The 24,016-nt window shown below is 70.9% G+C and carries 22 protein-coding genes and 1 pseudogene; 12 read left to right on the top strand and 11 right to left on the bottom strand.

Translation table 11 applies throughout. The annotated features are described in order from the left end of the window. The first annotated feature begins 92 nt into the window (after nt 1-92). The 9 genes from ACH54P_RS29485 (at nt 93) to ACH54P_RS29445 (ending at nt 11,365) form a co-directional block, all read left to right on the top strand. Nucleotides 93-635: an NUDIX hydrolase gene (locus ACH54P_RS29485; RefSeq protein ID WP_489906590.1), complete on the top strand. Its 543-nt coding sequence runs from the start codon at nt 93-95 to the stop codon at nt 633-635. Continuing rightward, nucleotides 632-2,785, top strand: coding sequence for a DUF6049 family protein (locus ACH54P_RS29480; RefSeq protein WP_489906589.1), 2,154 nt, complete (start codon nt 632-634; stop codon nt 2,783-2,785). Before ACH54P_RS29485 ends, ACH54P_RS29480 begins: the two co-directional genes overlap by 4 nt. A gap of 750 nt (nt 2,786-3,535) precedes the next feature. Next, a complete protein-coding gene (murJ, locus tag ACH54P_RS29475) occupies nt 3,536-5,395 on the top strand; it encodes a murein biosynthesis integral membrane protein MurJ (RefSeq protein ID WP_489906588.1) in 1,860 nt (619 codons plus the stop codon). A 78-nt stretch (nt 5,396-5,473) separates the two neighbouring features. Beyond that, complete coding sequence (locus ACH54P_RS29470) at nt 5,474-7,063, top strand: protein kinase family protein (RefSeq protein WP_489906587.1); 1,590 nt, start codon at nt 5,474-5,476, stop codon at nt 7,061-7,063. A 31-nt stretch (nt 7,064-7,094) separates the two neighbouring features. Further along, on the top strand, nt 7,095-7,718 hold the full coding sequence (sigM, locus tag ACH54P_RS29465) for an RNA polymerase sigma factor SigM (protein WP_489906586.1): 624 nt from the start codon (nt 7,095-7,097) through the stop codon (nt 7,716-7,718). Continuing rightward, nucleotides 7,715-8,506 carry a hypothetical protein gene (locus ACH54P_RS29460; protein WP_489906585.1) on the top strand — a complete coding sequence of 264 codons (792 nt, stop codon included), beginning with the start codon at nt 7,715-7,717 and terminating at the stop codon, nt 8,504-8,506. Before sigM ends, ACH54P_RS29460 begins: the two co-directional genes overlap by 4 nt. A 77-nt stretch (nt 8,507-8,583) precedes the next feature. After that, nucleotides 8,584-9,576 (top strand): thioredoxin-disulfide reductase, encoded by a 993-nt coding sequence (gene trxB, locus ACH54P_RS29455; protein ID WP_489906584.1) that lies wholly within the window; start codon nt 8,584-8,586, stop codon nt 9,574-9,576. A gap of 34 nt (nt 9,577-9,610) precedes the next feature. Then, nucleotides 9,611-9,934 (top strand): thioredoxin, encoded by a 324-nt coding sequence (gene trxA / locus ACH54P_RS29450; protein ID WP_020642536.1) that lies wholly within the window; start codon nt 9,611-9,613, stop codon nt 9,932-9,934. Between the two features lie 282 nt (nt 9,935-10,216). Further along, nucleotides 10,217-11,365, top strand: coding sequence for an N-acetylmuramoyl-L-alanine amidase (locus tag ACH54P_RS29445; protein ID WP_489906583.1), 1,149 nt, complete (start codon nt 10,217-10,219; stop codon nt 11,363-11,365). Between the two features lie 210 nt (nt 11,366-11,575). Here ACH54P_RS29445 and ACH54P_RS29440 read toward each other — a convergent pair whose 3' ends face one another. Beyond that, entirely contained in the window at nt 11,576-12,220 is a 645-nt protein-coding gene (locus ACH54P_RS29440; RefSeq protein WP_489906582.1) for a GNAT family N-acetyltransferase, read from the bottom strand. Nucleotides 12,221-12,432: 212 nt separating this feature from the next. Between ACH54P_RS29440 and ACH54P_RS29435 the strand changes: the two genes are divergently transcribed. Both ACH54P_RS29435 and ACH54P_RS29430 read left to right on the top strand, forming a co-directional pair. Next, nucleotides 12,433-13,752, top strand: coding sequence for an aminotransferase-like domain-containing protein (locus ACH54P_RS29435; RefSeq protein ID WP_489906581.1), 1,320 nt, complete (start codon nt 12,433-12,435; stop codon nt 13,750-13,752). Nucleotides 13,753-13,790: 38 nt separating this feature from the next. After that, nucleotides 13,791-14,735 carry a D-alanine--D-alanine ligase family protein gene (locus tag ACH54P_RS29430; RefSeq protein ID WP_489906580.1) on the top strand — a complete coding sequence of 315 codons (945 nt, stop codon included), beginning with the start codon at nt 13,791-13,793 and terminating at the stop codon, nt 14,733-14,735. A gap of 1 nt (nt 14,736) precedes the next feature. Here the strand turns inward: ACH54P_RS29430 and ACH54P_RS29425 are convergent, their stop codons facing one another. From ACH54P_RS29425 to rpmH, 10 genes and pseudogenes are all read right to left on the bottom strand, one after another. Next, the gene (locus tag ACH54P_RS29425) at nt 14,737-15,363 is read right to left on the bottom strand and encodes a hypothetical protein (protein ID WP_489906579.1); all 627 of its coding nucleotides are present in this window, start codon (nt 15,361-15,363) and stop codon (nt 14,737-14,739) included. A gap of 80 nt (nt 15,364-15,443) precedes the next feature. Beyond that, complete coding sequence (locus ACH54P_RS29420) at nt 15,444-16,442, bottom strand: ParB/RepB/Spo0J family partition protein (RefSeq protein ID WP_489906578.1); 999 nt, start codon at nt 16,440-16,442, stop codon at nt 15,444-15,446. Then, entirely contained in the window at nt 16,439-17,365 is a 927-nt protein-coding gene (locus tag ACH54P_RS29415; protein WP_489916694.1) for a ParA family protein, read from the bottom strand. Before ACH54P_RS29415 ends, ACH54P_RS29420 begins: the two co-directional genes overlap by 4 nt. Nucleotides 17,366-17,442: 77 nt before the next feature. Continuing rightward, entirely contained in the window at nt 17,443-18,126 is a 684-nt protein-coding gene (gene rsmG, locus ACH54P_RS29410; protein WP_489906577.1) for a 16S rRNA (guanine(527)-N(7))-methyltransferase RsmG, read from the bottom strand. 180 nt (nt 18,127-18,306) lie between these two features. Continuing rightward, a pseudogene (locus tag ACH54P_RS29405) lies at nt 18,307-18,736 on the bottom strand (DUF6886 family protein). 76 nt (nt 18,737-18,812) lie between these two features. Then, complete coding sequence (locus ACH54P_RS29400; protein ID WP_489906576.1) at nt 18,813-19,373, bottom strand: Jag family protein; 561 nt, start codon at nt 19,371-19,373, stop codon at nt 18,813-18,815. Between the two features lie 30 nt (nt 19,374-19,403). Beyond that, nucleotides 19,404-20,552 carry a membrane protein insertase YidC gene (gene yidC, locus ACH54P_RS29395; RefSeq protein WP_489906575.1) on the bottom strand — a complete coding sequence of 383 codons (1,149 nt, stop codon included), beginning with the start codon at nt 20,550-20,552 and terminating at the stop codon, nt 19,404-19,406. Between the two features lie 5 nt (nt 20,553-20,557). Further along, complete coding sequence (gene yidD, locus ACH54P_RS29390; RefSeq protein WP_489916692.1) at nt 20,558-20,887, bottom strand: membrane protein insertion efficiency factor YidD; 330 nt, start codon at nt 20,885-20,887, stop codon at nt 20,558-20,560. A gap of 5 nt (nt 20,888-20,892) precedes the next feature. Beyond that, nucleotides 20,893-21,327: a ribonuclease P protein component gene (rnpA, locus tag ACH54P_RS29385; protein WP_489906574.1), complete on the bottom strand. Its 435-nt coding sequence runs from the start codon at nt 21,325-21,327 to the stop codon at nt 20,893-20,895. A gap of 22 nt (nt 21,328-21,349) precedes the next feature. Further along, entirely contained in the window at nt 21,350-21,493 is a 144-nt protein-coding gene (rpmH, locus tag ACH54P_RS29380; protein ID WP_013231070.1) for a 50S ribosomal protein L34, read from the bottom strand. A 576-nt stretch (nt 21,494-22,069) separates the two neighbouring features. On the opposite strand from rpmH, the gene dnaA reads away from it, so the two are divergent. Next, nucleotides 22,070-23,680: a chromosomal replication initiator protein DnaA gene (dnaA, locus tag ACH54P_RS29375; protein ID WP_489906573.1), complete on the top strand. Its 1,611-nt coding sequence runs from the start codon at nt 22,070-22,072 to the stop codon at nt 23,678-23,680. Nucleotides 23,681-24,016 lie beyond the last annotated feature (336 nt).

Below are 24,016 nucleotides of genomic sequence, written 5' to 3'. Positions count from 1 at the left end.
ACTACGCATTGGGTGCGATCTACTACAGCACCGCCGGACACGGACACGGAGAGCCAGCCTACCGGGGCAACCGTTTGCTCTAGCATCGCAGCATGTCTGGATCAGCCGGCCGTCCCGGCGCCTCGAAGCCGCGCAGGCGGCGCAGGCGTCAGCGCGGCAGGCGCCTGACCACGGTCGACGAGACGTCGGCCGGCGGGCTCGTGGTGGACCCCGAGCGCGAACAGGCGGTGCTGATCGGCCGGCTCGACCGGCACGGCAGACTGCTGTGGTCGCTGCCCAAGGGCCACATCGAGGACGGTGAGACGGTGGAACAGACGGCCGTGCGCGAGGTCAAGGAGGAGACCGGCATCTCCGCGCGCGTGCTGCGGCCACTGGGCACCATCGACTACTGGTTCGTGGCCGAGAAGCGGCGGATCCACAAGACCGTCCACCACTTCCTGCTCGAAGCACTCGGCGGTGAGCTGTCCGACGAGGACGTCGAGGTCACCGAGGTGGCCTGGGTCCCGCTGGCCGAGCTGGAGACCAAACTCGCCTACTCCGACGAGCGCAAGCTCGTCCGGAAGGCCAAGGAACTTTTCGCGCGCCCGGACGTCCACGGACGAGACGAGCACGCCCCTGAGGGAGCCCCCGAGTGAAGCGGTTCGCCGCAGCCTTCCTTTCCGTCCTCTTCCTGGCCGTCCCCGCCCTCGCCGGAGCCACGGTGGCCCAGGCGCAGGAAGGCGCCCGCCTGCGCGTCGACCTGGCCGAGCTGAACCCGCGGGTGATCACCGGCTCGACGACGACGCTGACCGTCGCCGGCACGGTGACCAACACCGGCGACCGGCGGGTCACCCGGCCGCAGGTGCGGCTGCAGGTCGGCGAGCGGGCGACGAACGAACGCGGGATCGGCGACGTGCTGTCCGGCGCGGTCATCAAGGACAGCCCGCTGACCGAGTTCACGTCGGTCGCGGAGGCCCTCGAACCCGGCCAGAGCGCGCCGCTGAACATCACCGTGAACCTGACCGGCCAGCGGGCGGCCCAGTTCAGCCGCCCCGGCGTCTACCCGCTGCTGGTGAACGTCAACGGCACGCCCGAGTTCGGCGGGCCCGCGCGGCTCGGCGCGGTGAGCATGCTGATGCCGGTGCTGGCCGGGCCGGGCAAGCAGTCCACCTCGCACTCCGGCGCCCCGAGCATGACCCTGCTCTGGCCGCTGACCGGGAACGTCCCGCACGTGTACGCGGCGCCGTACGGCGGCCCGCTGGTGCTGGCCGACGACCGGCTGGCCGACGAGATCGGTCCCGAGGGCAGGCTGAACGGGCTGGTCACCGCCGCCACCACCGCCGTCCAGGGCGACTCGAACCTGGCCAAGTCGATGTGCTTCGCGCTCGACCCGGACCTGCTCACCACCGTCGACGCGATGAGCCGCGGCTACCAGGTCCACACCGACGGCGGCAACGTCGACGGCAAGGGCACCGAGACCGCGAAGACGTGGCTGTCCGCGCTCCGCTCGCTGGTCGGCAGCCGCTGCGTCGTGGCGCTGCCGTTCGCCGACGCCGACCTCGACGCCCTCACGCGGATCCGGCCCGGCGACACGAGCCTGGTCACCCGGGCCGCCACCGGCGCCGCGACCATCCAGCAGCTGGCCGGCGTCACCCCGCAGACCGGGGTGCTCTGGCCGGACGGCACGCCGAGCGCGGCGGTGCTCGCCGCGCTCACCGAGGCCGGCGTGCGCACCGTGCTCACCGACGCGGGCAAGCTCGCGCCCGCCGCGGCCGGCGGCGGCGTCACCGTGCAGGGCAGCACCGTCCGCGTGCAGCCGACCGACTCGCTGATCTCCGCCGCGATGACGGGCGTCCCGGCCGTGCCGGACTCGGTCACGGTGGCGGCGACGACCGAGCGGGCCGTCGCGAGCCAGAACGGCCTCGGCGCGCTCGCCTTCCGCGCCGGGCTCGGCCAGCCGGCCGGGCAGCAGCGGCCGGACCACCTGCTGGTCGCCCCGCCGCGGCGCTGGGACGCGTCCGCCCCCGAGCTCACCGCGTACCTGCAGCAGGTCGGCGACTTCCTCAACGCGGGCCTGGTCACCGCCACCGGCCTCTCGACCCTGCTGGCCGCCGTTCCCGAGGCCTCCGGCGCGGTCGGCGACGGCGGGCAGAACCCGGCCGCCGGCATCGACCCAGGCGTCGTCTCGACGCTCTCGGGCCTCGACGACCAGGCCACCGGGCTGGCCTCCGCGATGCAGATCGATCCCACCAAACGGGTGAAGCCGGACGACGTCGTCGCACCGGTCCGGCTGGCGGAGCTGCGGGGCGCGTCCACGGCGTGGCGGGGGCTGCCCGCCGACGCGGCGACCACGAACGCCCAGGCCGAGCTGGCGGCGATCAGCGGGCGGGTGACCGTCTCGCAGCCGAAGCAGACCATCGCGCTGGCGTCCGGCAACTCGCCGCTGCCGGTGTACGTCAGCAACGACCTGCCGGTCGGGATCAACGCGCGGTTCGCCCTCGACAACAACATCGGCCTGCGCCCGGGGGACGCCCAGGACCGGTTCTTCCCGGCCAGCGGCGGCAAGAACTACTTCCTCCCGGTGGAGGCGCTGCGGGCCGGCCGGTTCAGCGTCGATGTGTCGTTGCGCACGCCCACCGGTACCCCGCTCGGGTCATCCGCGCGGTTCGAACTGACGTCCACCGAGTACGGCGCGATCACCATCATCGCGACCGTCGCCGCAGGTGTGGCCCTGCTTCTGCTCGCCTCCCGGCGCATCTACCGACGGCTGAAGGACGCCCGGGCGGGCCGCTCCGTCGTGGACTGATCCGTCGGCCTTTGAGTGTTCCGGGCGGTTCCCGATTACCCTTGGTCCGCACGTGCGCGGCACCGGGCCGCGGCACCGGACCGAGCACCGAGGATTGGGCACGCGTTGGAGAGAGAGCCGGGCTTACCACCCGAGCGTGCGAGTCGTCCTCGGCGCGAAGGCGCTCCGCCCCCGCAGCAGCCGCAAAGGACTGACGGGCCCCCGCGACCGGCGCAGCCGGTCCGCCGCCAGCCACCACCCCAGCAGCCGCCTCCACCACCTCCGGAGCGCGGCCGCCGCCAGCCGCCCCGCAACGGGCACACGCGCCAGCTGCCGGCCCCCGACGACGCCCCGGTGCGCGACCCGCGCCCACCGCGCGACGAGGCACCACCCCGGCGCCCGGTCCGCGACGACGCCCCGGTCCGTGACGACGCTCCGCCCCGCCGCCCCGAAGAGCCCCCAGTTCGGCGGCCGATCCGCGACGACGTGCCGGTCCGCGACAAGCGACCGGCCCGGCGCGTCCCGCCGCCGCCGGGGCACCCTCCGCAGGGTCCGCCTCCGCAGCCGCCGCGCGGCGGGCAGCCGCCCCGCAACGCCGGTGGCCCGGCGCCCACGCGCGTCCAGCCCGTGCCGCCGGTCCCGCCGCCCCCGGTTCTGCCGGGCCCGCCGCCGCAGAAGGGCCCGCCCTCGCACCAGGGACGGCTCCCGCAGCCCGCCCCTCCGGTGACGCCCCCGCCCGGCACCCCGGCGCCGGGCACTCCGGCGCCGGGCATGCCGGCCCAACCGGTACCGCCCCGCGGCCGCGCGCCCCGGCGTCCCGCGCCGGTCCGGCCGTGGCAGGAGGAGGCCCAGCAGGCGCCGCCGCGCGACCCGGAGGCGACGCGGTTCATCCCGCGCACCGCCGGCGTCCCGATGAACTCCCGCTGGCCGGTCGCCGACCCCGACGTCATGCGGCCCTACGACGCGCTGGCCACCCAGGTCATGCCGGCGATCGGCAAGCCGCTCGTCAAGCCGGCCGAACCCGGCACGGCGGCGCCCGCGAAGGCGCCGTCGCTGGCGAAGGCGTCCGGGCGGATGGCGATCGCGTCGCTGATCAGCCGGATCACCGGCTTCCTGTGGAAGCTGCTGCTGGTCGGCGCGATCGGCCAGGGCATTGCGAACGACTCGTTCAACGTCGCCAACACGATGCCGAACATCATCTTCGAGCTGCTGATGGGTGGCGTGCTCGCCAGCGTGGTGGTGCCGCTGCTGGTGCGCTCGCAAGACGATCACGACGGCGGCACGGCCTACACCCAGCGGCTGATCACGGTGGCCTTCTCGCTGCTGCTGGTCGGCACGGTGGTCGCGGTGATCGCGGCACCGGCGTTCACGAGTCTCTATGTCGACTCGTCGGGCAAGGCCAGCGCGGGGCTGACGACGGCGTTCGCCTACCTGCTGCTGCCCGAGATCTTCTTCTACGGCGTCTTCGCGCTGCTCTCGGCGGTGCTGAACGCCAAGCAGATCTTCGGCCCCACCGCGTGGGCGCCGGTGATCAACAACCTGGTCGTCATCTTCACGATCCTGGTCGTCTGGATCATGCCGGGCGACATCAACACCGAGCAGGTCTCGATCACCGACCCCAAGGTGCTCACGCTCGGCATCGGCGTCACCGGCGGCATCGTCGCCCAGGCGCTGCTGCTGGTGCCCCCGCTGCTGCGGTCCGGCTTCCGGTTCAAGTGGCGCTGGGGCATCGACAAGCAGATGAAGGAGTTCGGCGGTCTCGCGCTCTGGATCCTCGGCTACGTCGCGGTGAGCCAGGTCGGCTACACGATCAACACGCGCGTGCTGACCAGCGGCTCGCCCGGCGGCGTGACGGCCTACTCCAACGCCTGGCTGCTCTTCCAGTTGCCGTACGGCGTCATCGGCGTCTCACTGTTGACGGCGATCATGCCGCGGATGAGCCGCGCGGCCGCCGACGGCGACCACAAGAAGCTGATCGGCGACCTGTCGTACGCGTCCCGGATCTCGACGGTGATGCTCGTGCCGATCTCCGCCGTGATGACCGTGGTCGGCGGCTCGATCGGCATCGCGCTGTTCACCTTCGGCAAGGGCACCGTCGACACCGCCGAGCGGCTCGGCGACGCGCTGGCCATCTCGGCGTTCGCGCTCCTGCCGTACGCGCTGGTGATGCTCCAGATGCGCGTGTTCTACGCGATGAAGGACGCCCGGACGCCGACGCTGATCATGATCGTGATGACGCTGGTGAAGGTACCGCTGCTGTACCTGTGCCCGGTGCTGCTGTCGCCGGACAACGTCGTGCTCGGCGTCATGATGGTCAACGCGCTGACCTTCGTCGTCGGTGCGATCCTCGGTCAGGTGTGGCTCTGGGTGACGCTGGGCAACCTGCGCAGCAAACGGGTGATCGGCGTGATCCTCTTCACGGTCGTGGCGAGCGTCCTCGGCGTCGGCGCGGCGTGGGTCGCGGGCCGGATCGTCCCCGACTCGTTCGGGCCGACTTTGGGTGCCTGGGTCAAACTTCTCTTGCAGAGCATCGTGGGCATCGTCGTCTCGTTCGGCGTGCTCATGGCGCTGAAGGTGGAGGAGCTGAGGCCGGCCACTTCGAGGTTCACCCGGTTGATCAAGCGCGGGTAACGATTCCGGTACGGAAGGCGACGACTCCCGCGTCGTATTCTGGGTACCCTCGGTGCGGGGATTAGCGGGAGAGTGCGGGTGGACACGAGGCGGAGCGAACAGGCGGGGGGTGCGAACCACGTGGGCAAGGCCCAGGTCGGATCGCTGGCCCCCGGGCGTGTGGTCGGCGACGGCCGCTACCGCCTCCTCGCGCAGTTCGGCGTGGACGAGCGGGGCGACGCGCACCTTTGGCGTGCGCGGGACGGGCAGCTCAAGCGCGATGTCGCGCTGACCCTGCTGGTCGGCGACCCGGCCGATCCGGAAGCCGCCCGGCTGGCCCGCCGCACCCTCGAACGCGCCACGCACGCGTCCAAGTTCGGTCACGGCGGCGTCGCCCGCGTGCTCGACGTGCTCAGCCTCGGCAGCGGCGTCACCTCGAGCGAGGGCCTGCTCGGCGTCGTCGTCGCGGAGTGGACCAAGGGCAGCGACCTGGTCGACCTCGTCGCGCAGCGGCCGGTGGCCCCCGCCGCGGCCGCGCGGATGGTGCAGGCGCTGGCCGAAGCCGTCGAACAGGCCCACCAGAACGGGCTCGTCCTCGGGCTCGACCACCCGCAGCGCCTGCGGCTGACGCCGAACGGCGCGCTCAAGCTCGCCTTCCCGGGCCCGCTGCCGGAGGCGACGCTGCGCGACGACGTCAAGGCGCTCGGCGCGGTCCTCTACCTGCTCCTGACCGGACGCTGGGCGCTGCCCGGCGGCCCGCCCGCGATCCCGCCGGCGCCGATGACGCCCCAGGGCCGGATCGTCCCGCCGCGCCAGCTCGTCCCCACCGTGCCCGCCGACCTGTCGTCACTGGCCGTGCGCACGATCGAGGACGGCGGCAACGGCGGCATCCGCACCAGCGCGGCCATCCTCCGCGTCCTCGACCAGGTGGCCGAGGAAGAGGAGCGCACCCAGCTGATCAAGGCCGTCGGCGGCGACCCGGCCGAGGCCGAAGGCACGGTCTGGACGACGAAGAAGCCGGTCAAGGACGTCGCCCGGCGGCGCAAGCTCGCGCTCGGCGTCACCGTGCTGGTGGTCGCGACCGTCGTCATCCTCGCCTGGGGCGGGCTGATGCTGATCAACGTCTTCCAGGGCGATTCGAAGGCGAGCGGGCCGACGATCAACGTCGCCGCGCCGCCGGCGTCGAGCCAGCCGGCCGGGCAGCCGCCCGCGTCGTCGTCGCAGGCTCCGCCGCCATCGCCGACTGTGGGCGCCGCAGTGAAGCCGCAGTCCGTGGCCGTCTACAACCCCGAGGGCAAGGGCGACAACACCTCGCGAGCCAAGTACGCGACCGACGACAAGCCCGAGACGGTCTGGCGGACCGAGCAGTACAAGCAGCAGTTCCCCGCCATCAAGCCGGGCGTCGGGCTGGTCGTCACCTTCGAGGCCCCGATCAACCTCAGCCAGGTGAAGATCGGCGGCGGCACGCCGGGCACGAAGGTCGAGATCCGCTCGGCGACCGAGAAGGACCCGGACCTCGCGGACACCAAGGTGGTCGGCAACGGCGACCTGCAGGACGGCGAGACGACGATCCCGCTGGCCCAGCCGACGCAGGGCGAGTACTTCATCGTCTGGATCACCCAGCTGGGTGGCGACGACGGGAAGTTCCAGACGGAAATCGCCGACCTGACCTTCCTGCCTGCGGGGTGACGCACCCGACAGGGTCAGTAGGCTCTGCCGGGTGACAGCTGCAGCTCCCACGGATGCGGATCTGATAGCGGCTCACGCCGCGGGGGACCCTCATGCGTTCAGCGAACTCGTCCAGCGACATCGCGACCGGATGTGGGCGGTCGCCCTGCGCACGGTCCGCGACCCGGAAGAGGCCGCCGACGCGTTGCAGGACGCCTTCATCTCGGCGTTCCGGGCCGCCGGTAACTTCCGCGCGGAGTCGCAGGTCACGACGTGGCTGCACCGGATCGTGGTGAACGCCTGCCTCGACCGGATCCGCCGCCGCCAGGCGCGCCCGACCGTGCCGCTGCCGGAGACCGGGTTCAACGAGCCGGCCGCCCCGCGCGACTCGATGGCCGAGCGCGAGACCAGCCTGCTCGTCCGCGAGGCGCTCGACCAGCTGCCCGAAGACCAGCGCGCCCCGATCGTCCTCGTCGACGTCGAGGGGTACTCCGTCGCCGAGACGGCGAAGATGCTCGGCATCGCCGAAGGCACCGTGAAGAGCCGGTGCGCGCGGGGCCGCGGAAAACTCGCGAAGGTTCTCGGACACCTGCGGAACCCCGATGCGATTGCGAACGTCCCAACTCACGAAAGCAAACGGGCCGGGCGTCAGCCGGGTAGCGGGGAGGGACGATGACGGACGAAAGCCGGGGGATCGGGGGGACCGTCGGTCCGCCCTGGTCTGTCGACGTGCTCGCCGACCTCCACGCCGGCGTCCTGGACGACGCGGAGGCCCGCGAACTGTGGCCGGTGGTCAACGCCGACCCGGAGGCCAGAGCGATCCTGGACGCCCTCGACGCGACGCAGGCCGACCTGGCGTCGCTCGCGGAAGCGCCGGCCCCGCCGATGCCCGCGGAGTACGCGGCCCGGCTGGACGCGGCCCTGGCCGCCGAAGCAGCGGCCGCCTTTCCCCGGGCGACGCAGGCGCCCGCACCGCGGCAGGCCGGGCCAGGGGACGCCCCGGTGGTGGACCTCGCGGCCGCCCGGCGGCGCCGGAACAAGCGGCTCGGCTGGTCCGCCGGCATCCTGACCGCGGCCGCGGCGGCGGTCGTCGCGGTGACGGTCGCGCTGCCCTCGACGTCGCAGCAGAGCGGCACGCCGAACGTCGCGGCACCCGCGCCGTCGGGCCCGAGCGTGGGCAGTGACGGCAACGGCGCCCAGGCCCTGGTCGGCAAGGCGATCGGCGTCCGCGACTTCGGTCCGCTGGAGAACGAGGACCGGCTCGACGCGTGCATCGCGGCCGCCGGGCTCGACCCGAAGGTGCGGCCGGAGGGCATCCGCCCGGTGAACGTCGGCGGCAAGGCCGGGGTCATGATCATCCTGACCACCGGCAAGCTGGCCCAGTTCCGCCTGGTCGCGTTCGGCGCGGACTGCGGGCCCGGGAATCCGGCCGTCCTGTTCGACAAGGTCGTCGGGGAGAAGTAGCGCCTGTCACGGCTGGGAACATGGCCACCTACGATCGTGTTGAGCCTGGTACAGGTCACTACGAGCGGAGGTCACGGGTGGCTGCCGAAGAAATCAGGAACCTGATCATCGTCGGGTCGGGTCCTGCCGGATACACCGCTGCCGTTTACGCGGCGCGGGCCCAGCTGGAACCGCTGGTGTTCGAGGGCACGCAGTTCGGCGGCGCGCTGATGACGACGACCGAGGTCGAGAACTTCCCGGGGTTCCGCGACGGCATCATGGGTCCGGACCTGATGGAGGAGATGCGCAAGCAGGCGGAGCGCTTCGGCGCCGAGCTGCGCGCGGAGGACGTCGAGTCGCTGGAGCTGACCGGGGACGTCAAGTACGTCCACGCGAACGGCAAGCGGTACGCCGCCCGCGCGGTCATCCTCGCCATGGGCGCGGCGGCGCGGTACCTCAACGTGCCGGGCGAGCAGGAGCTGCTCGGCCGCGGTGTGTCGGCCTGCGCGACCTGTGACGGCTTCTTCTTCCGCGACCACGACATCGTGGTCGCCGGCGGTGGCGACTCGGCGATGGAGGAGGCGACCTTCCTGACGAAGTTCGCGAAGTCCGTCACGGTCGTCCACCGGCGCGACGAGTTCCGCGCGTCCAAGATCATGATCGAGCGCGCCCGCGCGAACGAGAAGATCAAGTGGAAGCTGAACTCGCAGATCACCGGGGTGCTCGGAGACGGCAAGGTCGAGGGCCTGCGGATCAAGGACACCAAGGACGGCTCCGAGTCGACGCTGGACGTGTCGGGCTTCTTCGTCGCGATCGGCCACGACCCGCGCAGCCAGCTCGTGAAGGGGCAGGTCGACCTGGACGAGGACGGCTACGTCGTCACCCAGGGCCGCACGTCCTTCACCAACCTCGACGGCGTCTTCGCGGCCGGCGACCTGGTGGACCGCACCTACCGGCAGGCCATCACGGCCGCGGGTTCCGGGTGCAGCGCCGCGATCGACGCGGAACGATGGCTCGCGGAGCACGGCGAGTCGGACGCCCACGAGGCGGCCGAACTGGTCGGCGGCGGCTACGGCGCGGGCACCAACTGACTTTCCGGCGTTCCATCACCCCGAAGGAGAAACCATGTCCAACACCGTGAAGGTGACCGACGCGACGTTCGTCGACGAGGTCCTGACCAGCGAGAAGCCGGTCCTCGTCGACTTCTGGGCCACCTGGTGCGGGCCGTGCAAGATGGTCGCCCCGGTGCTCGAGGAGATCGCGGCCGAGAACGGCGAGAAGCTGACCATCGCCAAGATCGACATCGACGAGAACCCGAACACGCCGCGTGACTACCAGGTGATGTCCATCCCGACGCTGATCCTGTTCCAGGGCGGCAAGCCCGTGAAGCAGATCGTCGGCGCGAAGCCGAAGGCCGCGCTGCTGTCGGACCTCGCCGACGTCCTCTGAACCGAACAAGCCCGGCGAACCCGGGGCCTGCGGGAATCCCCCTGCGGACCCCGGGTTCGTCGTCGTTCGGGTGAATCTGTGCCGTGTGGGTGAATCGAGCGTGACGAGAGCCACGGCGGGTACTCCACGATCGGGCCCTTGACGCACCTACCGGGCCTGCGCTGTCACCGAGAGTTGGCAAGGCACAATAGAGGACCTGGGCGAGTCCCAGCGAAGGTTTTCCCGAAGTCCTGCCACGCACCGAGCTCCCCGAATCGGTGCCTTAGGAAGAGCGAGGAGTGCATGCGGGTACTCCGCCGCGGTGACGCCGGTCCGGACGTCGCCGAGATCAGGTCCATCCTGGCCGGGATGGACCTGCTCCCGCCGGTCACCGGTACCGACGACTACGACACGTTCGACGTTGCCGTCGAGCACGCCGTCCGTGCCTTCCAGCAGCGCCGTGGGCTGATGACCGACGGCGTCGTGGGTCAGGCGACGTTCCAGGCGCTCAAGGGCGCCAGCTACCACCTGGGCAGCCGCCCGCTGTCGTACATGATCGCGTCGCCCGTGCACGGCGACGACGTGTTCACGCTCCAGGAGCGGCTGACCGAGCTCGGCTTCGACGCCGGCCGCCCGGACGGCTACTTCGGCCCGGCGACCGAGCGCGCTCTCAAGACGTTCCAGCGCGACATGCGCCTGACGCCGGACGGCATGTGCGGTCCGGCGACCATCCGTGAGCTGCACCGCCTGTCTTCACCGCGGGCCAGGGGCGGTCGCCCCGTGTTCCTGCGCGAGCAGGAGCAGGTGCGCCAGGCCGGTCCGCGGCTGCGCGGCAAGCGCATCGTGATCGACCCCGGCCACGGCGGCGACGACCTCGGCGTGGTCGCCGGCGGCCTGCGTGAGGCCGACATCGCGTGGGACCTCGCGCGCCGCCTGGAGGGCCGGATGAAGGCCACCGGCATGGAGGCCCTGATCTCCCGCGGCCCGAACCACAGCCCGACCGAGCTGGAGCGCGCCCGCTTCGCGAACGACGCGGGTGCGGACCTGTTCCTGTCCCTGCACAGCGACGGCAACCGCTCACCGCGCGCCCAGGGCATCGCGAGCTTCCACTTCGGCACCGGCAACGGCACGACGTCGACGGTGGGCGAGCTGCTGGCCGGCTTCATCCAGCGCGAAGTCGCGGCCCGCACGGGCATGCTCGACTGCCGCACGCACTACAAGACGTGGGAGATCTTCACCCGCACCCGCTGCCCCGCGGTCCGGGTCGAGATCGGCTACCTGACGAACCCGGACGACAGCCGCAAGCTCGGCGACCCGGCGTTCCGCGACATCGTCGCGGAGGGCATCCTCATCGCGGTCAAGCGCCTGTACCTCCTCGGCGAGGGCGACCAGCCGACGGGAACGTTCACGTTCGCCGACGTCCTGGCGCACGAGCTCGCGAAGGCCGAATAGGCCCGACCACAACCCCTAGCGGCTCACCTTCACCTGCCCCACCACCCCTGGGGACGCCGTCTGCGCGTCCCCAGGTTTCGGGGCAGTTCTCCACAGCTTGTCCACCGCTCCTAGCAGGGCTCTGTGGATAACTCGGCACTTCTTCCACAGCTGTGCACACCCGCGTTCGAGGCATGCCGGACCCTGGACGCAAACGTTTGCGGTGTGGGTTTACGCGCGGCCGAGGCTCGGCTCGGCCGTGGTGATCGTCACCTGGCCGAGCAGCCGCTCCAGCGCCGCTTCGACGTCTTCCTTCCAGGTGATCGCCGAGCGCAGCTCCAGGCGCAGGCGCGGCCACTTCTGGTGGGGGCGGACCGTCTTGAAGCCGACGCTCTGCAGGAACGCCGCGGGCAGCACGCAGCTGTGGCCGCCGTCCGGGTCGGCTTCGTCGGGACGAGCGTCGCCGAACGCCTCGATCGCGCGCACGCCGCGCTTGGTGAGGTCCTTGGCGACGGCCTGCACCAACATCCGGCCGAGCCCGCCGCCGCGGAACTCCGGGAGCACCTGGAACGCGGTCAGCAGGACCGCGTCCGCGCTCGGGGGCGACGTCGGGAAGGCCAGCGAGCGCGGGACGGCGTTCGGCGGGGCGTACAGCACGAACCCGACCGGCAGCGTGTCGCTGTAGACGATGCGGCCGCAGGAGCCCCACTCGAGCAGCACGCTCGAGACCCAGGCTTCCTTCTCGACCTCGGTGGCGCCGAACTCCTCGGCCTGGTTCCTCAGGTGCGGAGCCAGCTCCCAGTACACGCACCTGCGGCAGCTCTTCGGCAGGTGTTCCAGGTTGTCCAGTGTGACGCCCACGACGCGACGCGACACCCGCGACCTCCCTGACCTGCGCTCCCGACCGGCCGCCCGGTCGTCAAGCAGCGCGAGGGCGCAGCACGAACACGGGAGCCACGGTCGAGGATAGGCCGATGTGACAAGCACCGAAAGGCCAGGGGGTCCCGATGGGTGCCCGGTTACACTCGATGGGATCTACCAGCTCCCGCGGGAGTGACCGTGTCCACCGAGCCCCGGGTGAATCGTCGATGACCGAGAACCGCCCCAGCAAGCCGCACAGCGGCCGCCAGAACCTCGACCCCCACCTCGACCGGTACGCCGCGCGCACCGCCGGGATGACCGCCTCCGAGATCCGGGCGCTGTTCGCGGTGGCCAGCCGGCCCGAGGTCGTCTCGCTGGCCGGCGGCATGCCGAACCTCGCGGCGCTCCCGCTCGACACGCTGTCGGCGCAGGTGGCGGAGATCATCGCGGACGACGGCATGGTGGCGCTGCAGTACGGCTCGGCCCACGGCGTCCCGGTCCTGCGCGAGCAGATCTGCGAGATCATGGCGCTCGAGGGCATCAAGGCGCACCCGGACGACGTCGTGGTGACCGTCGGCTCCCAGATGGGCCTGGACATGGTCACGCGGCTGTTCTGCGACCCGGGTGACGTCGTGATCGCCGAAGGCCCGTCGTACGTCGGCGCGCTGGGCTCGTTCGCCGCGTACCAGGCGCAGGTCGTGCACGTGGCGATGGACGACCACGGCCTGGTGCCGGAAGGCCTGCGGCACGCCCTCGCCGAGGCGGAGAAGGCCGGCCGCCGGGTCAAGTTCCTGTACACGATCCCCAACTTCCACAACCCCGCCGGCGTCACGCTGGCCGTCGAGCGCCGCGCGGAGATCCTGGAGATCTGCCGCACCCACGGCGTGCTGGTCGTCGAGGACAACCCGTACGGCCTGCTCGGCTTCGACGGCCAGATCTACCCGGCCCTGCGCTCGATCGACCCCGACAACGTCGTGTACCTCGGCTCGTTCTCCAAGACGTTCGCGTCCGGCCTGCGCGTCGGCTGGGTGCTCGCGCCGCACGCCGTGCGCGAAAAGCTGGTGCTGGCCGCGGAGTCGGCGACGCTGTGCCCGCCGACGTTCAACCAGATGATCGTCTCGCGCTACCTGGCCACGCACGACTGGAAGGGCCAGATCAAGAAGTTCCGCGAGAACTACCGCGACCGGCGCGACGCGATGCTGTCGGCGCTCGACCAGTACCTGCCCCCGGGCTGCTCGTGGACCAAGCCGGACGGCGGTTTCTACGTCTGGGTGACGGTGCCGGAAGGCGTCGACACCAAGGCGATGCTGCCGCGCGCGGTGACCGCTCGGGTGGCGTACGCGTCCGGCACCGGCTTCTACGCCGACGGCTTCGGCAGCCGCCAGATGCGGCTGTCCTACTGCTACCCGACGCCCGAGCGGATCCGCGAGGGCGTCCGGCGGCTGGCCGGCGTGCTGGAGTCCGAAATGGACCTCGCCCGCACCTTCGGTAGCGTGGTCACGCGCCAGATCCAGGGGCCGCAGACGCCCTACCCGGACACGGTCTGATCGACCGGGGATCCGTTAGCAGCTAAGGAGTTTCCACGGTGGTCGACCGTACCGTTGCCGTGCTCGCCGGCGGGCTCTCGCACGAACGCGACGTCTCGCTGAGGTCCGGGCGACGGCTGTCCGCGGCGCTGAAGTCCGAAGGCCTCGGCATCGAGGAGTGGGACACCGACGCCGGGCTGCTGGAGCGCTTGCGCACGCAGCGGCCGGACGCGGTGGTCGTCGCCCTGCACGGCGGTGAGGGCGAGAACGGCTCGGTGCAGACCGTGCTGGAGATGCTGGACGTGCCGTTCGTCGGCACCGGCTCCCAGGGCTGCCGCCGCGCGTGGGACAAGCCGACCGCGAAGGCGCTCATCGAGAACGCCGGGTTCGTGACGCCGGGCTGGGTGGTGCTGCCGCACAGCACGTTCCGCGAGCTCGGCGCCCAGGCGGTGCTGGACGCGATGGTGGAGCGCCTCGGCCTGCCGCTGATCCTCAAGCCGGACCAGGGCGGGTCCGCGCTCGGCACCCAGGTGGTGCGCGAGGCGGCGGAACTGCCGGCGGCGATGGTCGGCTGCTTCGCCTACGGCGACACGGTGCTCGCGGAGCGGTTCGTGGACGGCGTCGAGGTGGCCGTGACGGTCATCGAGGGCGAGAACGGGCCCGAGGCCCTGCCCGCGGTCGAGATCGTCCCGGAGAGCGGCGTGTACGACTACACGGCCCGCTACACCGCCGGCCTGACCGACTTCTTCACCCCGGCCCGGCTCGACGACGCCGCGGCCAAGGCGGTGGCCGAGCTCGCGGTCGCCGCGCACCGCGTGCTGGGGCTGCGTGACATCTCCCGCACGGACGCGGTCGTCACGGCGGACGGCACGGTGCACTTCCTCGAGGTGAACCCGTCGCCGGGCCTCACCGAGACGTCGACGGTGCCGATGGCGATCGAGGCGGCGGGCAAGTCGCTCGGCACGGTGTTCGCGGAGCTGATCGGGCGCGCGATCTCCCGCTGAGTCAGAGGTACGGACTGAAGTGGTCGGCCACCAGGCCGGCCACTTCTTCTGCGTTGTGGGAGCCGTCGACCTCCAGCACCCGGACGCCGAGTTCGCGCGCTCTCGCGACGGCGTCGTGGGCGAGCAGCCGATCCCGCGCGAGCCGGTTTCGCTGCGCCCGTTCCGGATCGCTGACTTTGCGCGTGACCGAGCCGGCCCGTGGCAGGGTGGCCGCCTGGTGGCTCCGGAACTCGTCGGTCGGAACCATGACGATCATCCGGCGCGGCGAGTCGAGCAGCGGCACGACCAGCTCCGGGCGCAGCCCCCACCCCTCGGCGATCAGCGGCCGCGGCGAGTCGAGCGCGCGCAGGTCGTCGAGCGTCCACTCGAACCGCAGCGCGAAGATCTCGCGGGCGTCGGCCGCCATCTCCTCCGGCGTGCGCCGGACCCAGGTCTCCTCCGGATCACGCTCGGCGGGTTCGCCGCGCGCGATCCGGCGGTCGAGGTGACCGCGCGCGTCGTGGTAGTCGTAGTGGTACGCCGTCAGCCCGTACCGGACGGCGAGCAGCCGAGCGACCGTCGACTTGCCGGCCCACTGCCCGCCCCCGATCCAGAGCGCGCGAGCGAGCGAACCGGTCGGATCCCACACGCTTCCCCCTCGTAGCTCAGCGTCGTGGCGGGGTGATCAGTCCGCAATCATCACCGTGACGAAACACCCTGGGGTGATCCCTAATCGGTTTTCGGTGTCTGATTTGTCGTGTTCGCATCGATGATCGAGACGATGCGTTCAAGATCGTCGACCGAGCCGAACTCGAGCACGATCCGGCCCTTGCGCCGACCGAGGTCGACCTTCACGCGGGTGTCGAACGTGTCCGAAAGCCGGTTCGCGAGCTCCTGCAACCCGGGCGCCTGGATCGGCTTGCGCGGCGCGGGCTTCGGCTTGGCCGGCTTCTCGCTCTTCTTGAGCGTGACGGCTTCCTCGGTCGCCCGGACCGACATGCCCTCCGCGATGATCCGCGCGGCGAGCTCTTCCTGGCTGTCGGCGTCTTCGAGGGACAGCAACGCGCGCGCGTGACCGGCGGAGAGGACGCCCGCGGCGACCCGGCGCTGCACCGGCAGGGGCAGCTTGAGGAGCCGGATCGTGTTGGTGATGACCGGACGGCTGCGGCCGATCCGGCTCGCCAGCTCCTCGTGCGTGACGGCGAACTCGTCGAGCAGCTGCTGGTACGCGGCCGCCTCTTCGAGCGGGTTCAGCTGGACGCGGTGGATGTTCTCCAGCAGCGCGTCGCGCAGCATCGACTCGTCGGCGGTCTGCCGGACGATCGCCGGGATCGCCTCGAGCTCCGCCTGCTGCGACGCGCGCAACCGCCGCTCGCCCATGACGAGCTCGTACTCGTCGTTGCCGAGTTCGCGGACCACGATCGGCTGCATGAGCCCGAACTCGCGGATCGAGTGCTCGAGTTCGGCGAGCGCGTCTTCGTCGAAGACCTGGCGCGGCTGCTTCGGGTTCGGCTTGACCGAGCCGACGGGGATCTCGCGGTAGACCGCGCCGGCGACCTCGCCGCTGTGCTGCTTCGCCTGACCGTTCGCCGCGAACCAGCCCTTTTCCTCGGCCGCCTTCTTGTCCGCCGCCGCGCCGTCACCGGGCGCCGGCAGCGGGCCGCTGGCCGGTCCGGTGGGGATCAGGGCGGCCAGACCGCGCCCCAGCCCTCCTCTGCGCTCGGTCATGTCGAACTACCCCTTTCCTCCATCTGTGCGCCGCGCTCGGCGATCTCCTTGGCCGCGTCGACGTAGCTCATCGCCCCGCGCGAACCGGGATCGTAGGCGAGCACGGTCTGGCCGTACCCGGGCGCCTCCGACACCTTCACGCTGCGGGGGATGACCGTCTTCAGCACGGTGTCGCCGAAGTGGTTCCGCACCTCGTTCGTCACCTGGTCGGCCAGCTTGGTCCGGCCGTCGTACATGGTGAGGAGGATCGTCGAGACGCGGAGCTCGCGGTTGAGGTGCTGCTGCACGAGCTCGATGTTGCTCAGCAGCTGCCCGAGACCCTCCAGTGCGTAGTACTCGCACTGGATCGGGATGAGCACCTCCTGCGCGGCGACCATCGCGTTGACCGTCAGGAGGCCCAGCGACGGCGGGCAGTCGATGAGGACGTAGTCGACGCCGATCTCGTCGAGGATCTCCGAGGAGATGGCCTCCTTGAGCCGGGACTCGCGCGACGCCATCGAGACGAGCTCGATCTCGGCGCCGGCGAGGTCGATCGTCGCGGGGACGCAGAAGAGGTTGGGGGATTGGTCGGTCGGCTGGGCCGCCTCGGCGAGCGTCACCTCGCCGATGAGCACCTCGTAGATGGAGGGTGTCCCGGACCGGTGGTCGACGTCGAGCGCGGTGCTCGCGTTGCCCTGCGGGTCGAGGTCGACGACGAGCGTCTTGAGCCCGTGGACGGCCAGCGCGGCGGCGAGGTTGACCGTGCTGGTGGTCTTGCCGACGCCGCCCTTCTGGTTGGCGACGGTCAGCACGCGGCGGCGACCGGGACGGGGAAGCGTCCCGTCCGGGTGCAGCAGCCGAGCGGCGCGGGTGGCTTCTTCGGCGATCGGCGTCCAGCCCACGTCGTGGCTGGTCTCCGTGGAGTCGGACGGCGGGGGATTCACCGGTCTCGACACCTCCTCCATGTAGACGTCTGGTCGGTGGTCGAGTCGCGTCGTTTCACGTGGAACATCGCGGCTCGTTAACGCTTCTTGCTCCGCGCCTTCGGCTTGGTTGCCGTCGGCAGGCGACGGATCTTCACGACCGTGCTGGGGACCTCTAGTACTGCGGCACCGCATTCGATGATGAGTGGGTCGGCCCCGCCGGCCTTGCGGATGGCGGCACCGTCCCGGTCGATCTCGTCCGCCGCGCTGGCGCCCTTGAGGGCGACCAGGAAGCCGTCGGGACGGACCAGCGGCAGGCACCAGTCCGCGAGCCGGGCGAGCGGGGCGACCGCGCGAGCGGTGACGATGTCGGCGCCACCGAGCTGCTCACGCACAGGCCGCTCCTCCGCGCGTCCACGGACGATGGTGATCGGGAGTTCCAGCTTCTCGGCCACCTCGGCCAGCCAGTCCACCCGGCGGGCCATCGGTTCGAGCAAGACGATATCGAGGTCGGGTCGCGCGATCGCGAGCGGTACTCCCGGAAGCCCCGCCCCGGACCCGACGTCGACGACCCGGGCACCGCTGGGGATCTGCTCGCCGATCACCGCCGAGTTGAGCACGTGCCGTTCCCACAGCCGCTCGACTTCCCGCGGCCCGATCAGCCCACGTTCGACGCCGTGGAGTTCCAGGAGTTCGACGTACCCGGCCGCTTGGTCGACGTGCTCACCGAACACCCGCTCCGCCGCGGCCCGCACCACCACCGCGGCCTGATCCAAGCTCACTCCGTCTACTCCTCGTCCGCCGGTTTCACGTGAAACCGCGCTGAGTTGATTGTCCCCGATGTCGAGGCGAAAACGAGCCGACAGTCCGCAGATGTGGACAACTCCACTCGCCCGGCGGCCGGTTCCACGTGAAACACGACCGCCGTCACCGCTCCTCGCGACGGCGTTCCACGTGAAACATCACCGATGTAATTCGCTCGGCCGCGGCGCCGCGTTGCGCAACCGGATACCGCTGAAGCCCAGCGAGCTCGCCGCGGCCGCGTCCACGAACCCCCAGAGGTTCGGCAGCACCCGCAGCTGGATCCCGGCCGCCGCGTGGAGCGCCAGCAGATCACCGACGGGCTCCGGCGGTCCGAGCGGCTCCACCGGAGTCACCGCCACCTTCGCGTGGCCGTGCTCGCCGAACGTCCGGAAGGAAGAAGCCGCGAAGCGGTACCCAAGCCATCGCGCGCGGGCACTGGCGCGGGAACCAGTAGTCGGGAGACCGGGACGCACCGACCGCCCAGACGTACGCCTCCGGCTGTCGGGCCGTCGCCGCCACGTGCGGCTCGAACCGGGTGATCGCCGGGTCCTCCGAGAAGTGGAGGACTTCGCCGGGTGCGGGACGCATCCACCACACCTAGCACACAAAGAAGCGGCCCCACCCGAACCAGTCGGGTGGGGCCGCTCGGCAAAGCCGAACCGGATCAGGACTCCGGGAAGATCACCACGCGCCGCTTGGGGTCCTCGCCCTCGCTCTCGCTCGTGACACCCGCGACCGTCGCCACCGCGTCGTGGACCACCTTGCGCTCGAACGGGCTCATCGGCTGCAGCCGCACCCGCTCGCCGCTCGAGAGGACCGACTCCGCCGTCGACCGGCCGAGCTCGCGCAGCTCCTCGCGGCGGTCCGCGCGCCAGCCCGCGATGTCCAGCATCAGCCGGCTGCGGGAGCCGGTCTCCTGCTGGACCGCCAGGCGGGTCAGCTCCTGCAGCGCCTCGAGCACCGTGCCGCGCGGGCCGACGAGCTTCTCGAGGTCCTCGCCGCCGTCGATGCTCACGATCGCGCGGCCGGCCTCCACGTCGAGGTCGATGTCACCGTCGTAGTCGAGCAGGTCCAGCAGCCGCTCGAGGTAGTCGCCGGCGATGTCACCCTCTTGCACGAGGATGTCGTCGCCACCGCCCGCCTTCTGCTCGCCCGCTTCTTCGGTGGCCGCGCCCGCGGCCGTGTCGTCCTGATCGGCGTCGATCGTGTCGATCGTCTCCGACATCATTCGTCTCCTCTCCGAACCGGTCGCGCCTCAGCGGCGCTTCCGGCCCGACTTCCTGGTCGAGTCTTTGAGGAGGCCCGGCACGCCCGTGCCGTTCTCCTGCGAGCCGTTCTGGCCGTTGGTGTCGGCCTGGACCTGGTCCGCCGCCGTGGCGCCGTCGGCCTTGGCCTCAGCGGCCTTGGCGGCGGCCTCCGCCGGCGTCAGCTGCGCGAAGCCGTGGGCCGAACCCGCCTTGGCGACCTTCTTCTGCGAGCCACCCTGAGCGGGCTGGTTCTTCTTCTGCTGGACCGGCTTCTGGCCGACCTTCGGCGCGGTCGGCTTCTGGCCCGGCTTCGGGCCGAGCGACGCGCGCTTCTCGATGGCTTCCGCCTTGCGGGCGGCCTCTTCCTTGTCGATCTTCGTGTAGACGAGGCGCTGCTGCATCAGGGTCCAGCCGTTGTTCGCCAGCCAGTAGAAGAGGAGGCCGAGGGGGAACAGCGCACCGAACACGAGCACACCGAGCGGGAAGATGTACATCGTCAGCTTGTTCATGATCGCGGTCTGCGGGGTGGCCGACGCGGCGTTCTGCCGGGCCACCGAGTGCCGCGCGGTGAGGTGCGTGGCGATCGACGCGACGATCATCAGGGGCAGCGCGACCGGGAGCACGCTCCAGTGGAACCCGACGTTCGTGGCCCCGCCGCTGACGACCCCGACGCCGTTGTAGACGGCCTCACCGAGGTTGACGCCGAACAGCTTCGCGTTGACGTAGGACTCGACGTCGTGCTGGGTGAAAAAGTAGTTCTCGGTCTTGGGGCCACCACCGGGCGGCGGCATCGTGAACGCGCGCAGGACGTGGTTCAGGCCGATGAACACCGGGATCTGGAGCAGCATCGGCAGGCAGCTGCCCAGCGGGTTGACGCCGTGCTCGCGCTGGAGCTTCTGCATCTCCTGCGCCTGGCGCTGCTTGTCGTTCGCGTACTTCTTCTGGAGCTTCTTCATCTCCGGCGCGAAGTCCTGCATCTTCTTCATCGACCGGACCTGGTTCACGAACGGCTTGAACATGATGCCGCGGACCGTGAACGTCAGGAAGATGATGCCGAGGATCCACGCGATCGCCGTCGACTCACCGAAGACGAACCCGAAGACCTTGTGCCAACACCACAGGATGAAGGACACGGGGTAGTAGATGAAATCGAGCACTGCTGCTACTCCTCGATCGGTGTTTCAGGTTGTCGGTGCCGCCACGAGAACGTCTCGGGCACGGGGTCGCGGCCGGGCATGGTCCACGGGCCGCAGCGCAGCAGCCGGCGCAGCGCGAGGTAGGAGCCGCGGCCGGCGCCGTGCCGGGTGAGGGCTTCGACTGCGTACGCGCTGCAGCTCGGGTAGAACCGGCAAGCCGGCGGGAGGAAGGGCGAGATCGCCTTGCGGTAGAGCTTGATGGGGAGCAACAGGACCCAGGCGACCGGACCGGGCCGCGCGGGCTCCGGTTCCACGTCGTGGTCGTGCGCTGAGTCGTGCTCGGGGGTGGCTCGCATGCCGGTCACACCGCAGATCCGTGGTCGGGGGCCGCGTCCGCGGGACGCGTCGGGCGGGGGACATCCCCGGCCGGACGGCGCGACGGCAGAAGTCCCAGCCGACGCAGCGCGGCGTCGAGATCGGCCCCGAGCTCCGCGCTGGACGCGGTGGCGGACGGCGGCAATGCCCGTACGACCAACGCACTGCCGGCGGGCAGGGTTCCGAGCCTGGCCGAAACGAGGTGACGCAACCGCCGGGTGACGCGGTGGCGGACCACCGAATTGCCGACGGCTTTGCTCACCACAAAACCCGCCCTGGCCGCCGACGAGGTGTCGGCGGCCCCGGGCGGGTCCGTGGTCAACGCGTGGACGACGAGGCGACGCCTGCCTGCCCTGGATCCGCGACGGAGAACCACGCGGAATTCCTCGCTCCGCCGCAGGCGTGCGGCAGCCGGCAGCACGGCGCGCCTCGATCGGGGGCGATCAGGCGGACAGCGCGCCGCGGCCCTTGCGACGGCGGGCCGCCAGGATGGCCCGGCCGGCCCGGGTCCGCATGCGCAGGCGGAACCCGTGGGTCTTCGCGCGGCGGCGGTTGTTCGGCTGGAAGGTGCGCTTACCCTTGCTCACTGCTTCTCCTGTGTGTCGCGTCGGGCGGGAGGATCGGGTCCCCTCCGCCTGGCGTGTCGTGCGGGCGCACGGCAGTCTCTGGTGTCTCCTACCAACGTGTGGCCTCGTCACGACGAGCAACGACAACGTGGGCGCGCGAAACGCACCCGTCGCATACGGGAGACCTTACGAGGGTACGCACCCCCGTCGGGAGGCCGGTAAGCACCCCCTCGGCCACGGTACGCGACCGGAAAGCAGCCGTGAGACCGTCCACGCCACGGCACCGAATGGCAACGCCCCGTACACCGTGAAATGCTGGCCGCCCAGGATGCCTTGTGGCAGCGGGCGGGGCTTGTTAGCGTGCCTCTCTCGGGTCACCGGTCGAGGTGCACGAGTATCCGGGTGGTGGAGTGCCCACCGGCGTACGACGAGCCCGCAGGTGGCGTCGCCGCGGGTCGCCGTACATTAGTGCACAGCTGTGGACAACTATGTGGATATTCGCTGTGCCGATGCGCACGCCGGTCCGCCACCGGCGCCGGACCGTGTGACCAGGGGCGTTCGGCCGTCCACGCCGACGAGGGGAGGGGAGCCAGACAGGTGTCGGAGCACCAGCACAATCTGGGCGTCATCTGGGAACAGGTGGTACGCGAACTGTCCGACGGGACCCTGTCCCCCCAGCAGCGCGCCTGGATGCGCGTGACCCGCCCGATCGGCCTGCTCGACGGCACCGCCCTCCTGGCGGCCCCCAGCGACTTCGCGAAGGAAGCGATCGAACGCGGTCTCCGCGGCGCGATCACCGACGCGCTTTCCCGGCGGCTCGGCCGCGCCATCTCGCTCGCGGTGAAGGTCGACAGCGCCGAGACGCTCGCCCCGGCCCCCGCACCCCGCTACGCGCCGTCACCCGGCCGAGTGGAAAACGGCGCGAGTTCCGAAGCCGCGCCGCCGCTGCCCGCCAACGGCGCGCCGATGATGCCGCCGCCGCGTCCCGAGCCCGCTCCGCCCCTGCCGCAGCACCAGGCCGTCGCGGCCAAGCAGGACGACGGCGACGACACCGACGAAGAGGTGGACGAAGAGGGCGAGGCGCTCGCCGCCGTCCACGAGATCTGGCCGACGTTCTCCGGCCAGCCGATCGCCGGCCAGCCGTACACCGCGCCCGCGCAGCCCCAGACGTCGAAGACGAAGCTGAACGAGAAGTACACCTTCGACACGTTCGTCATCGGCGCGTCCAACCGCTTCGCGCACGCGGCCGCGGTCGCCGTCGCCGAAGCCCCCGCCCGCGCCTACAACCCCCTCTTCATCTGGGGTGAGTCCGGGCTCGGCAAGACGCACCTGCTGCACGCGGTCGGGCACTACGCGCAACGCCTCTTCCCCGGCATGCGCGTGCGGTACGTCTCGACCGAAGAGTTCACGAACGACTTCATCAACTCCCTGCGCGACGACCGCAAGGTCGCCTTCCAGCGGCGCTACCGCGACATCGACATCCTGCTCGTCGACGACATCCAGTTCCTGGAAGGCAAAGAAGGTACGCAGGAGGAGTTCTTCCACACCTTCAACACCCTCCACAACGCGAACAAGCAGATCGTCGTCAGCTCCGACCGGCCGCCGAAGCGCCTCGAGACGCTGGAAGACCGGCTGCGGACGCGGTTCGAGTGGGGCCTGATCACCGACATCCAGCCGCCCGAGCTCGAGACGCGCATCGCGATCCTCCGCAAGAAGGCGGCGCAGGACAGGCTGGCGGTCCCGGGTGAGGTCCTGGAGTTCATCGCCTCGCGCGTCGAGGCGAACATCCGGGAGCTCGAGGGCGCGCTGATCCGCGTCACGGCGTTCGCGTCGCTGAACCAGCAGCCGGTCGACAGCGCGCTCGCCGAAATCGTGCTCCGCGACCTGATCCCGGACTCGCACGCGCCGGAGATCACCGCGCCGACCATCATGGGTGTCACGTCCGAGTTCTTCGACGTCACGCTCGACGACCTGTGCGGCCCCGGCAAGACGAAGGCGCTCGCCACGGCCCGCCAGATCGCGATGTACCTCTGCCGCGAGCTGACCGACATGTCGCTGCCGAAGATCGGGCAGACGTTCGGCGGCCGCGACCACACGACCGTCATGCACGCGGACAAGAAGATCCGCAAGGAGATGGCCGAGCGCCGGCGGATCTACGACCAGGTGCAGGAGCTGACGTCGCGCATAAAGCAGCGCGCTCGCCAGTAGCAGTTCTCCCTTACCACACAACGGCTTCGGGGCGTCCACATCGGATGGACGCCCCGAAGCCGTTTCTGTGTGTCCTCGTAAGACGGTGAAGCGCGCGTACGCCGGCGAAGCCGCGAAGCACGCGTACGCCCGCTTCGCAAAGTCGCGAAAATTGTTTGTACACAAGGAAGTTTCCCCACCGTGTGGGCAGTTTGCCCACAGTGCCAACGGATCTGTCACCTGCGACGACGCGAAATCCGTCCACACCTCGCCCACAGGTGATCCACAGGGAATCCACACCCTTGTCCACGCTGATTCCACAGGTTGCCCACATTGTGTGCACAGGGCGGCCCGATC

It is taken from the genome of Amycolatopsis sp. N2S4-7, assembly GCF_058119595.1.
The sequence above is the reverse complement of the archived record's forward strand: the minus strand, read 5'-3'. Positions and strand labels throughout refer to the sequence as shown.

Bases quoted from the DNA above. Each gene is read 5' to 3' on its own strand.
- ACH54P_RS29460 (WP_489906585.1), top strand. From the start codon at position 7,715: ATGACGGACGAAAGCCGGGGGATCGGGGGGACCGTCGGTCCGCCCTGG.
- murJ (WP_489906588.1), top strand. From the start codon at position 3,536: ATGCCGGCCCAACCGGTACCGCCCCGCGGCCGCGCGCCCCGGCGTCCC.
- trxA (WP_020642536.1), top strand. From the start codon at position 9,611: ATGTCCAACACCGTGAAGGTGACCGACGCGACGTTCGTCGACGAGGTC.
- yidD (WP_489916692.1), bottom strand. From the start codon at position 20,887: ATGCGAGCCACCCCCGAGCACGACTCAGCGCACGACCACGACGTGGAA.
- ACH54P_RS29445 (WP_489906583.1), top strand. From the start codon at position 10,217: ATGCGGGTACTCCGCCGCGGTGACGCCGGTCCGGACGTCGCCGAGATC.
- ACH54P_RS29435 (WP_489906581.1), top strand. From the start codon at position 12,433: ATGACCGAGAACCGCCCCAGCAAGCCGCACAGCGGCCGCCAGAACCTC.
- ACH54P_RS29485 (WP_489906590.1), top strand. From the start codon at position 93: ATGTCTGGATCAGCCGGCCGTCCCGGCGCCTCGAAGCCGCGCAGGCGG.
- ACH54P_RS29400 (WP_489906576.1), bottom strand. From the start codon at position 19,373: ATGTCGGAGACGATCGACACGATCGACGCCGATCAGGACGACACGGCC.
- ACH54P_RS29420 (WP_489906578.1), bottom strand. From the start codon at position 16,442: ATGACCGAGCGCAGAGGAGGGCTGGGGCGCGGTCTGGCCGCCCTGATC.